General features: G+C 47.7%; 8 protein-coding genes. 7 read left to right on the top strand and 1 reads right to left on the bottom strand.

Going from position 1 to position 12,076, the window contains the following annotated elements:
- Positions 1 to 25: 25 nt before the first annotated feature.
- The 3 genes from AC0YNS_RS17940 to AC0YNS_RS17930 all read left to right on the top strand — a co-directional run bounded on the left by AC0YNS_RS17940 (position 26) and on the right by AC0YNS_RS17930 (position 3,668).
- The gene (locus tag AC0YNS_RS17940) at positions 26 to 1,702 is read left to right on the top strand and encodes an AraC family transcriptional regulator (RefSeq protein WP_475782331.1); all 1,677 of its coding nucleotides are present in this window, start codon (positions 26 to 28) and stop codon (positions 1,700 to 1,702) included.
- A gap of 129 nt (positions 1,703 to 1,831) precedes the next feature.
- Positions 1,832 to 2,851 carry an ABC transporter substrate-binding protein gene (locus AC0YNS_RS17935; protein ID WP_475782330.1) on the top strand — a complete coding sequence of 340 codons (1,020 nt, stop codon included), beginning with the start codon at positions 1,832 to 1,834 and terminating at the stop codon, positions 2,849 to 2,851.
- A 16-nt stretch (positions 2,852 to 2,867) separates the two neighbouring features.
- On the top strand, positions 2,868 to 3,668 hold the full coding sequence (locus tag AC0YNS_RS17930; protein ID WP_475782329.1) for a hypothetical protein: 801 nt from the start codon (positions 2,868 to 2,870) through the stop codon (positions 3,666 to 3,668).
- Positions 3,669 to 3,733: 65 nt separating this feature from the next.
- On the opposite strand, the gene AC0YNS_RS17925 is transcribed toward AC0YNS_RS17930, so the two are convergent.
- Positions 3,734 to 6,124 (bottom strand): DUF6242 domain-containing protein, encoded by a 2,391-nt coding sequence (locus AC0YNS_RS17925; RefSeq protein WP_475782328.1) that lies wholly within the window; start codon positions 6,122 to 6,124, stop codon positions 3,734 to 3,736.
- 254 nt (positions 6,125 to 6,378) lie between these two features.
- Between AC0YNS_RS17925 and AC0YNS_RS17920 the strand changes: the two genes are divergently transcribed.
- From AC0YNS_RS17920 to AC0YNS_RS17905, 4 genes are all read left to right on the top strand, one after another.
- Positions 6,379 to 7,572: an ROK family protein gene (locus AC0YNS_RS17920; protein WP_475782327.1), complete on the top strand. Its 1,194-nt coding sequence runs from the start codon at positions 6,379 to 6,381 to the stop codon at positions 7,570 to 7,572.
- A 168-nt stretch (positions 7,573 to 7,740) separates the two neighbouring features.
- A complete protein-coding gene (gene xylB / locus AC0YNS_RS17915) occupies positions 7,741 to 9,261 on the top strand; it encodes a xylulokinase (RefSeq protein WP_475782326.1) in 1,521 nt (506 codons plus the stop codon).
- A complete protein-coding gene (locus AC0YNS_RS17910) occupies positions 9,258 to 11,132 on the top strand; it encodes a glycosyl hydrolase (RefSeq protein WP_475782325.1) in 1,875 nt (624 codons plus the stop codon). Before xylB ends, AC0YNS_RS17910 begins: the two co-directional genes overlap by 4 nt.
- 19 nt (positions 11,133 to 11,151) lie before the next feature.
- Positions 11,152 to 12,063, top strand: coding sequence for an ABC transporter permease (locus AC0YNS_RS17905; protein WP_475782324.1), 912 nt, complete (start codon positions 11,152 to 11,154; stop codon positions 12,061 to 12,063).
- Positions 12,064 to 12,076 lie beyond the last annotated feature (13 nt).

Below are 12,076 nucleotides of genomic sequence, written 5' to 3'. Positions count from 1 at the left end.
TTTTATGTTTGGGAGACTACTTATAATGGATTATAGATCGTACAAGGGTGGTGATCTTGCTTTGGATGGTAGAAATAAGAAGGATGAGCACAACGTATATGCCTCGCTGGAAGGCTTGGTATGTAAGCTTCGAGATATCGCACAAAGTAAACAGCACAGGAATGATTGGGAGCTTAAGCTTCAATTTATCGAGAAACATATGATGCTCGTTATGGCCAGCGGTAAAGGCCGTCTTCATATAGATGGACATTTCACAGAACTTCGACAAGGCAGCGTGTATGTACTAAAGCCGGGCCAACTCATTGAAGCCACCGTTCATTCGCTTGATGAACGGGGGTTCTATGAATTGGGATTCGATGTTTTCAGTGATGAACCGGCGTCTTCGGAATCGCTTCATAAGGTTATACGGAACAGCCCGTTTCCGGTGCAAGGGGAGGTAAACGTTTCATCGCCGGTATCTATTCACATTGCATGCCGGACAATTGACGAAAACATGAAGAGCGGAGAACCTTTAAAACGCTTCCGAAGTCAAATTCTGTTCCAAGAATTAATAGAAACCATTCTGGAGGAGGCGCTTCTCGTCCAAGAAATCGGCTTGGAAGCCGCTTTGGAATTTGCAAAAGGTTATATCGAGCAGCACTATCGGCAGGAACTGACGATCGAACATTTGGCCAAATTAGTAGGCATCAGTCCGCGTCATTTTATGCGATTGTTCAAGAAGAGGTATGGCACCGGCGCGATTGATTATTTGACGTTGTTCCGCATTAAGCAAGCGCAGCAGCTCATTCGAGCAGGCGGACAAGATCGGCTCCGAGATATTGCAAGGCATGTCGGCTATCAGGATGATATTTATTTCCGGCGTAAATTCAGACAGGTCACAGGTATACCGCCTGCGGCATTTATGAAGAACAGCAGGAAGAAGATCATCGCTTATCATAACGCGAATATCGGGCAGTTGATCGCCCTTCAAATCACGCCTTGCGCAGCGCCGGCTGAACATCCTTGGACCGATTATTATAGAAGAAAATATGAGACGGATGCTGTAATACCGCTCAGCTCGATTGAACGGGACAAGAAAGAGGAAATTGTGCTTGCCGCCCCTGACTTTATAATCGGGGTCGACATCCATGCTTCAGTCGAGGAACAGAACGAGATGAAGGCAATCGCACCGGCTTATTTCGTGCCGTGGATGGAGAATGACTGGCGCATGCATTTGCGATTAATCGCCCAGTTTCTTGATATGTCTGCCGCCGCGGAAGTTTGGCTGGATAATTATGATCGTAAAGCTCGTTTCGTAAGAGAAACGGTCCGGGACACGGTGAAAGATGATCGTCTTCTCATCCTGAGAATTACAGGTGAGCATTGCACCGTGTTGGCCGACCGAAGTCTGGCTACGGTATTTTACGATGATTTGCAGCTGATGCCCGCACATGGCGTAGATCGCATGAAACCAGATCAACAAGTGGATCCGGTACAGCTGGCGGCATTTGAGGCAGACCGAATCCTACTCGTCGTGGACGAGGATTCTCTATCCCAATTCACGTGGAAGACAATAGCAAATTCCGAAGATTGGAACAGGCTGAAGGCGGTTGCGGGCAATCGCATAGCGTTCATCCCGGCTTATCCTTGGATTGAATACACGGCGTTCACGCATGAGTTCGTACTTGAAGAAGCGCTTAAGATTTGGCGGAATCGTGCATAAGTTTATGTCGTTATTATCAATATTCCGAAATTGAAAATTCATTTATACTCCTAATAGATGATAATGATAATCAATTCTATTTAGAGATTATCCTGTCGAAAATAGTTTTTCAGGAGGAGCACCGGAGAAATGAAACGAAACGTACGTTGGGTCAGGGGATTAGTTATCGTATTACTCATTATGGTTAGCACGGCATGCGGAGCGGCTAACTCATCGACGAATAAGTCCGATACAGCAGCGGAGAATGCAAGTAACACGAGCAACACAAGTAATGCAGGTAATGCACCTGCAGAGGAAACAAATCAACAGCGCATGGTGACAACCTTGAAAGGCGACGTCAGCATTCCGGCCGACCCTAAACAGATCATTGGCCTATCCGTCGTTTATCCGGAGTTTCTGTACGCGCTTGGCGTAACACCGATAGCCGTTCAAAACTATCACTTGGAATTTCCTGCTTATTTGAAGGATTCCTTTAAAGATACGCTCAAAATGGGCATTGCAAGAACTCCTGATTTTGAAGCTATCTTAGCGTCTAAGCCGGATTTGATTATTGCACCGACATGGTGGTCTGATAAGGATTACGGACAGCTTTCCAAAATCGCCCCTACTGTTCTTCTGCCGGAGCGGGGTGATTGGCGCGACGAATTACGCGATATCGGAGAAGTCCTCGGTAAGAAAGAACAGGCCGAGACGGTCATTACTAATTTGCAAGCCAAGGAAGAGGAAGCCAAGAAGAAGCTCGATCAATTAGCCGGCGATGAGACCGTGCTCTATATGGAGATTATGGATAAGGAAATCTTCATATACGGTGAAAACAGCGATCGCGGTAAGTTTATTCATAAAGGGCTTGGCCTGAGCGCCATTAAAAATTTCCCGCAGAGCGAGAATAGCCTCTCGATTTCACTGGAGAAAATCCCTGAATACAACCCGGATCATATCATTTTGCAAATGAGCGACGATGCGAACCAAGCCGTGCAAGATCGGTATAAAGAAATGCTGGGCAGCTCTTTATGGAAGAATATGACGGCGGTGAAGAACAACCACGTTTATCTCATGGGAAGCAAGGAATGGTTTAACCTTGGCATGTCTCCTCTTGCCGATAGCAGTGCCATTGACGATGTAGTTCATGCATTTGAAGGAAAACAATAATAAAGGAGGGTATGCCATGAGTACGAATGACTTGGGGCGACTCGAGGAGATGTTTTTTCTGACATCGAGAGTGCCAGAGAAACCCGTGCTCATCATGCCCGCGGTAGATTTATTACATGAAGACAAACTGCTGCATTTAATGAATATATACAGTCCGCTGATCCAAGCAAAAGAACGGCCTGAAGTGGCAGCGATCTTCATCAGCTGGTATGCGTGCGTGTGCGCAGCGTTGCATCATATGTTGTTTCACTGGAATGACACTGTCCTAGAAGTATCATTCTCTAATTTGACCGTTCAATTAGTTAACGGAGCATCCTATCCTGAGTTTCTATTTCAAATTAACAATAACCTATACAGAGAGATTCCAGTTGAAGGCCGCGGCGCTTGGATGAAGAAGGAGCTGGATTCCTTCTACAGGGAACAAGTAACGCCTTTGATTCAAGTGCTAGCGCGTGCGGCTCGAATGAATCCCATTCTATTATGGGGGCAAATTGTGGATGCCGCTTATGATCAACTGGAGGAGGAGCTGGACGAAGTCACGGACGAGGAACGAAGGCAGGCAATCCTTTATCACTTTCAGACACGTCTTATCGATATCGATGCCAACGCATTCGGACTTCTGAAAAATCCTTTTGCAACGAAACGCAGGTATATTGAGCATCCTGAGAATCCGAATCATAGGTTGGCATTGAAGACGGCTTGCTGCCTAGCTTATCGTATACCTTTTCGCCAGAGTAAGGAATTTATCTATTGTTATACGTGCCCGCGTCTGAAAGAGAAAGAGCGTGTGCTAATGAAAGCGAATGGTCAGTACTGATGGAATGAATAAACGCTGTTGCGGTTGCAACAGCGTTTTATTTTGCCCAATTCATGCCTTTGGGTTTAATAATTAAACAAGATGTTCGTCGTCTGGTTGCCCTCTCCACGGTCGAGAAAACTATAATTGACGCGATAATCATTAAACATCATATCCGTATCATTGATCCTGTCATACTTATAGTTGTTGTCTCGTGCGGTTTGCGCAATGGAATCGGTCAAACCTGTGAGCGAATGGCCCGTTACACGCTCAATGAAGCCTTGTGCAACAGCGATCACATCCTCGTTCTGGTCAGGCAAGCTCTCAATCTGCACGAAGCTGTCATAATCCGTGTATTCAGCTCCTTTTGGATGATCGCCGTATGAAAACAAGACCTTATTAGCCTGACTTATTTCATACAGCGTATAATCCACTCGGACCGTTTTCGCTTTTATCGTGTAGTCCTTTGTTTTCAAATATTGAGTTGCGGATTCGAGACGGGCTGCCTTGGCATCTGGCTGGACAGGCTCATTCTTGATAGGCTCGGTCTGGGTCTCGGACTTAAGAAGCGCGGGATCCAGCTTCGTTCTCAGCACGGCAGAGACAGGAGTAAACACGTAGAGCTGACCGTTGTAATACTCCGCCGACAAGATGTTATAGCTGAACGAAGTGGATAGCCGTGACCAGATGATGCCGTCTCTTGAGACTAGGATGATGCCATCCCAGCCGACAGCGACGAACATCCCTCCCGTATACTGGATATCGTGTAACCCGGTATGCGGTCCACCTGCTTCGATACCGCTGTTGTAGCGCACATGGTAGCTCCAGGTCTTGGCATCCTCCGACCGGAATAGCTGTACAACGTCGGAATTAGCGTACATCATATCCGTAATGACTACGAACGAGCCATTGCCCCATGCCACACCGGAATAATCATAATCATTTTTATTCCCCGGCCATGGCGTCGCCTTCGTCCAATTTCGGCCGTCGTCCGAACGAACCGCCATGCCTTTCTCGCCTACAGCGAGCAGCGTCTTGCCATTCCATGCAATGCCGCGGAAATTAAGATAGGGATTGGCCACGTATTTACGCCAAGTCTTCAAGTCCTTCGATGATAAAATAATGCCGCCTTCACCAACGACGTAGCAGGTATCTCCCGCCATTACGGCTTGAATGAGCGTCTGCTGCGTAGGTGAAGCCAGCTTCGTCCACTTCAGTCCATCGGTTGACGTCATCATCAGACCTCTTTGACCGACTGCGAAGAAACTTTTCCCCGTCCAGATGACATCATAGAGCGGAAACTTTCCCTTCACGCTACTATATTGATGGCTGTCGTTTACGCCTACCACCATAGAACCACGCCAATTCAGAGGTTCATTAGCATCTTCTAACGTAGGTGTTGTGCCGCCGACGGTCACGAGCTTGCCGTTTGCTGCGGCTGCACCGGTTAGAAATACAGGAGGAATCGATTTCTTGGGTTTGGTTACCCAGTTAATACCGTCTACAGATTCATAGATCACATCATAGCGATTGAGCACATACTTCGATTTCTCATAGACAATGCCATCGATATAGAAGTCATCGCTTGGGACTTTGGACGTTGACCATGTCGTGCCATTGCTGCTGGTCATATAGACACGGTTATCCTGCTTAGTCTTTCCAAATACGAAGCATCTCTTCGGCAAACATTTAATTTGCGACCAGTTTTTATTCGGTGTAGCAGTAACCGACCACTTGATTCCGTCCTGCGAGACAAGCATGGCGCTGTCTGCCGCGAGATAGAAGGTTCCATTCCTATACTCCAGATCGCCATAAGTGCCTTTAACAGGAACGGATACTTTCTTCCATGCCAACCCGTCGGTCGAATAGAAGAGAGACTCGGCAGTTCTGGCGAGCATGACCTTCCCATTCCATGCAAGCTCATTGATATCGGTTTCGAGCTGCCCCGGATGCGCCGTCCATGTCACGCCGTCATCGGAAGTCGCGAGCACGCTCTTAAATTGCTTCATATAGGATCTGCCTGAAGCAACCGCGACGAAGCGCTTGCCCGTAAATACGGCATCCACAACATTGCCCATCGGGAGGTAAGAGGGTGTTTCCGACCAACTCATCCCGTCTGTGGAGGTCCAGACAGAAGTACCTTTCTCGGAGCCCTCATCGTTAAATCCAATGAACTGCCCTTTGCCAAAAACGATTGTGCTGAGATCTCTCTCATTCTCGGCTGTCGTCTTGTTAGCCCAATGGACGCCGTCCTTTGAGGTATACTGACTTGTGCTGACGTAAATTCCGTTCCCATAGGCATAGTATTGCGGTTCAATGGGTGCATCATTCCCGTATAAATACGACCAGTCCGTCTGCAAAACCTCCATCGTCGCCTTCCCTTCAGCGTGGACAGGTGGAGATGGGAGAGCTGACAGTAGTGCGAATAGGCTCAGAATTGTGAGCAGAATGATTCTGTTAAACGTGTTTCTCGGCATTGCCTGCGGGCCTCCTTCTAGTTGATAGTGACGCGTTAAATTCCAAAATAATACAACCTAGCATTCGCAAAGTATATCAAAATATGTAAATATTGAACAGGTTTCATAGAAACGTGCAATGAGCGCATGCTTGGTCGCATACAACTCTAAGTCAAATAGAAGTCACAACTTGTCGTCATTTTTTTGAAAATGGTATACTATTTTTATTAAGTCTAATAATTGAATGAATAATATAATATAGCGGGGGATATACAGTGATTGTAACGAAGACGAAGCGAGGGACTAATCTTGAAGATGTACAGGAAATGAATCGTTCATTGGTCATTCGCCTCATGCGAAGGAGGTCGGTATGCTCAAGAGCGGAATTAACTCAAGCCTCTGGACTCAATCAATCCACGATCACGAATATCATAAATGAGTTGATCAGTTGGGGAATTGTGGTAGAGACGGGGGTTATCGATGGCAAGAAAGGGCGTCGTTCCATCGGGATTAAATTAAATAGCGAGTCTTATAAGATCATTGGGATCCGCCTTGCAAGGAAATCGATCACGGTCGCCTTGTACGATCTGGAAGGAATCGAGTACAGGAAGCAGCAGATTCCTATTGATATGGCGGATGGATCAGCTAATGCCTTCAATCGGATGAAGGAGCTGATTCGGGATATGATCCAATCCAATTCGGTCGGCAACGTCGTAGCGATGGGGGTGGTTACGCCTGGCCCGCTGTTTCGCGATGAGGGTAGAATCGGTCTCATGACTAATTTTCCCGGATGGGAGAAAATAAACATTCAGGAAGAATTAATGAATGATTTCGCCCTCCCCGTTTATATCGAGCATGATGCTAAAGCAGGGGCTCTGGCGCATTGGTGGTTCGGAAAATCCGATCAGGACCAAGGTGTTATGATCTATGTGGCCGCAGGCCAAGGCGTTGGAGCAGGAATCGTCGTAGACGGTAAGGTCTTCCGAGGTTCACTCGGCATGGCAGGCGAAATCGGACATATGAGCATCGATTTCAAAGGTCCGCAGTGTGAATGCGGCAATAGAGGATGTCTGGAGCTATATTGCTCTACCTCAGCGCTGCTGAAAACCTTAAACAAGGAACATGCTTCGCTCAAGTCGGTCTGGAAAGAATTAGAAGAGGATAAGAATAGCGAAACGAAAGACGCTGTCAGACAAGCAGCATGGTTTCTTGGTTTCGGTCTTGTCAACATCATAAACACCTTTAATCCGGATCGGATCATCCTAGGCGATGAACTGGCCGAAGCGGGGGCATTGCTTCACGATACGGTGAAATCGGTCATTAACGAGCACGTGCTGCCCGATGTATCGAGTAAATTGACCCTAGAACTTGCTTCTGACGACATGGATACCATGCTGGTCGGCTCTGCAATCGTAGCGATCGAGAGCATATTGGACCAGCCATCCAGTTATTTGAACCTGCATATCTAAAGTGAAAACGTTTCAGCCCAGCCAGAAATTTCTGGCTGGGCTTTTTCTTATGCATGGAAAGAAGGAAAAAAACAGTATATTTATTACTTGATTAAATCAATTAATTAATTTATAGTAACAATAGAAATAATCAAATAAAATATTAATTGAATTAATGGAGGTCGCAGCATGTCATTACTGATGGGGATTGATATCGGAACCTCAAGCGTGAAATCCATGGTCATGGATACTTCAGGACAAGTGCTGGGATTCGCGCAAATGGAGTATGACATCAATATTCCTGTCTCAGGTTACGCCGAACAGAATCCGGATGAATGGTGGGAGTTGGTCAAGAAGACAAGCGCTCAAGCAATAATGAAAGCGGGTATAGATGGAGGGGCATTAGCGGGGATCGGTTTCTCCGGTCAAATGCACGGATTGGTGGCACTCGATAAAGAAGGTCAGGTGCTTCGCCCGTCCATCATATGGTGCGATCAGCGAGCGATTCCTCAGAAGGTTGTATTGGAATCCCAAATTACGACAGAAATGCTTGGCAATATGGTTAAGAACTCCGTATCAACCGGGTTCCTTATCCTATCGTTAATGTGGATGAAGGAGAATGAACCTGATCTCTACAGCCGAATCGACCGGGTCATGCTGCCCAAGGATTATGTAAGGTACCGTTTGACCGGTGAAATGGGAACGGACACAACGGATGCCTCCGGTACATCGGCCTATGATACAGCCTCTCTTCACTGGTCGGATCCATTGATTAGCTGGGTGGGAATCGATAGCAATCTGTTCCCGCCTGTAGGAAAACCATGGGAGATAGCAGGCAGTGTTACGAAACAAGCCGAATTGGAAAGCTGCTTCAAAGCAGGAACTCCGGTTGTATATGGAGGGGCCGACCAAGCGATGCAAGCAGTTGGAAACGGTATCATCGAATCCGGTGACTTATCGGTTACGATCGGAACCGGAGGACAGTTGTTCACTACCGTCGATCAGCCTGTCTATGACAAGAAGCTTAGGACGCATACGTATGTTCATGCGGTTCCAGAACGGTGGTATCTGCTCGGGGCGACGATGAGCGCGGGGCTGTCGTTAAAATGGTTGTCATCACAAGTGTTGAAGAATCTCGATTATAAGGCGCTTGACATGAAGGCGAAAGAGGTTCCCGCGGGAAGTGATGGATTGCTGTTCCTGCCCTATTTGACCGGTGATCGTACTCCGCATATGGATCCGCACGCAAGCGGGATGTTCATCGGGCTCAAGCTGAACCACAATGATGCGCATCTGATCAGAGCAGTGCTTGAAGGGGTCTGTTATTCCTTACGCGATGGAGTAGAGATTATCCGCTCGCTGGGGATTGATCAGAAGAGAATCATTATATCAGGAGGCGGCGCGAAGAGTCCGCTGTGGAGCCAGATTCTTGCCGATATTCTGAATCGGGATGTTTATGTAAGCACCACGGAGGAGCAAGCATGCGTGGGAGCATCGATCATGGCAGGTATAGGTGTGAAGCTGTATGACTCCGTCGAGCAGGCTTGTAAGTCAGTCGTCAAGCTGCACGAGAATCCGGTTCGGCCGAACCCTGGCAACCGCGCGGTCTATGACCGGCAATATGCCGTCTATAACAAGCTTTATGAACATAACCGGGAACTCTTTCCCATGCTGAATACCATTACGAATGAGAATGGAGTGTTGAAATGATGCTGAATGCAACTGGCGGCGGTAACTTTATGGAGCTTAAGAATAAGGGGGCTGAACAATCCTTGAACCTTGGAGCGCTCAAAGCATTAACGATTGGAGCAAATGTGAGGAGTGGAGAACAAAGCGAGGAACTGCTCTGTCTTCAAGGCGATAACGGAACCCCGGCAATCCGCATCCATTCCGTAGAGCGGACAGAGGTTAATCAATTGTTGCTTCTGGTTGACCTTTATACGGATGCCAAGGATACGCCATTAACATTATCCGTTCCCTGGCAAGCAATCGGCGCGGGAGAACACGACCTCCTGCTTCGCTATAGCGGACATCTAGTCGAGTTATTCGTCGACGGCGTGTTAGTCGACGAGGATTGGCCGATGGGCTCCGTTCTATTGGAGAATGCTGGAGTACAAGTCTATGATGGGGCACTGGAAGCACAACTCTGGCCTTATGCCTTGACGGAGGCAGAACGGGAGAACCTCATTCGAGATAAGCAAGATCTGGAGAGTCGAAAGACGCTGTACCTGGGGACTGAGCCGAGCTCCATTCAGTATTGGAAGCCGAGAGGGTTCAATACCGGGGTCGGTGATTGCATGCCTTATTTCGATGGGGAAACGTTCCACATCTATTATTTGTTCGATCGTCGCGGCCATGCCAGCAAATGGGGATTAGGTGCGCATCAATGGGCCCATATTTCTACGAAGGATCTGGCAAACTGGACACATCATCCCATGGCTGTCGCCGTTACGCAGGAATGGGAGGGGTCAATCTGTACAGGATCCGTTATTAAGGAGAACAACGTTTATTATGCATTCTACGCGGTTCGTGCGGTGGACGGGTCACCTGCTCAATTGACCTATGCGGTTAGTGGAGATGGTATTCAATTCACCAAGTCCGAGACCTACATAAATATCTCAAACCAATATTTGCTCTCCTCTGTAAGGGATCCGCATGTATTTAAGGACGCGGAAGGCGTCTATCATATGCTGATTACGACAAGTCTTGTAGACGGAGCCAAGTACGAGGGGTGCCTCGCCCATCTAATATCAACCGATCTGCAGAACTGGCAAGAGGAAGAGCCATTCATAGTTCCTGGTTACCATGGCGAGCCGGAGTGCTCGGATTACTTTGAATGGAACGGCTTGTATTACTTGATATTCAGCAATGACGGGCTTGCTCGTTACCGTTATTCCAAAGAACCGTTTGGTCCTTGGCTGCGTCCGGCAATGGATACGATTGATAGTGTCCAGTTACGGGTGCCGAAGACAGCTGCCTTCCCTGAAGGAAGGAGAATGGTTACAGGCTTCTTATCCGGACCGGGTCGTTACGGAGGCGAACTGGTTATCCGTGAGCTTGTCCAGGAAGAGGATGGATCGCTTGGACTCAAGATCCCAGCCGAATTTGACGGTTTATCAAACCATGTTGTTACACAGCAAGAAGAGCTCTTATCCCTTACAAATTTGAATGGATTCTCTGAGCAGTTCGTTGGAAAAGTGGAAGGCGAATATGAGCTGACCTTCGAAGCCGTTCCCGAACATCCGACGATGTTCTATGGATTTTCTGTAGCCGCGGATTCCGATTTCAAGCAAGGCAACGATATTCGATTCGAGCCTTCCAACAATAAGCTCGGCGTACATGATACGATCTGCGTCGGTTTCCAAGAGGATGAGGTTTCGTCCATCTATCATGTGAAAGGGTTGGAAGGACGTGTCCGCGTTGAGGCTGTCGTCAAGGCAGGTTTCATCGACATTTGTATCAACGGCAAACGAACATCCATCAGCCGAATAAACAGAGAGATTGCTTATCTGCGATTCTTTGCACAATTCGGAACCGTAAGTTTCCATAACATCACGATTCGATCCGTTCCGAAGAGGTAACAAGGAGGAGTTGTTCACCATGCAAAGCAAAGGGATGCTGGCTAATATGCTGAGGCGATGGCAACTGTATGTGCTTCTGCTCCCGTCTTTACTCTACATCCTGCTATTCCATTACGTCCCCATGTATGGGATCGTCATTGGCTTTAAAGATTTCAAGTCCAGCAGGGGGATCCTTGGAAGTCCCTGGGTTGGAATGAAGCATTTCAGTGCTTTCTTCGATTCCTTCGTATTCGACATGGTCGTGACGAACACAATCAAGCTAAGTGTGTTCTCGCTCGCAATCGGGTTTCCGATTCCGATTCTATTCGCCCTGCTGCTGAATCAGATTCGGAATCGGTTCGCTCAGCGATTCGTGCAAACGGTTACTTATGCGCCGTATTTTATCTCAACCGTCGTATTAGTGTCGATGTTGAACGTGTTTTTAGCGCCGAGCACGGGGATCATTAATAACTTCATTACGCTCTTCGGCGGTGATGCAGTCAATTTCATGGCCCGGGAAGAATGGTTTCGTACGGTCTATATCTCCTCGGGAATTTGGCAGACGATGGGCTTCAGCGCCATCATCTATCTTGCGGCACTAAGCGGCGTCAATCCAGAGCTGCATGAAGCGGCGACGGTCGACGGGGCAACCAAGCTGAGGCGGATTTGGCATGTCGATCTGCCGTCGATTCGTCCGACGATTACGATCCTCTTCATCCTTGGAATAGGCAGTATCATGTCAGTAGGCTGGGAGAAGGCGTTCTTGATGCAGCAAGGCATGAACTTGCCGATATCAGAGATCATCTCTACTTATGTATACAAGGTTGGCCTGCTGAATGCACAGTACAGCTTTGCGACGGCGATAGGTCTATTTAATTCCATTATCAACTTCACGCTTCTTATTATGACGAACTATGTATCCAGAAAAATGTCCGGAAACAGCTTATGGTAGCTTCCGAATGGAG

The sequence above is a fragment of the Paenibacillus sp. J22FR21 genome (assembly GCF_056269135.1).
This window is presented reverse-complemented; position numbering and strand designations above follow the sequence as displayed.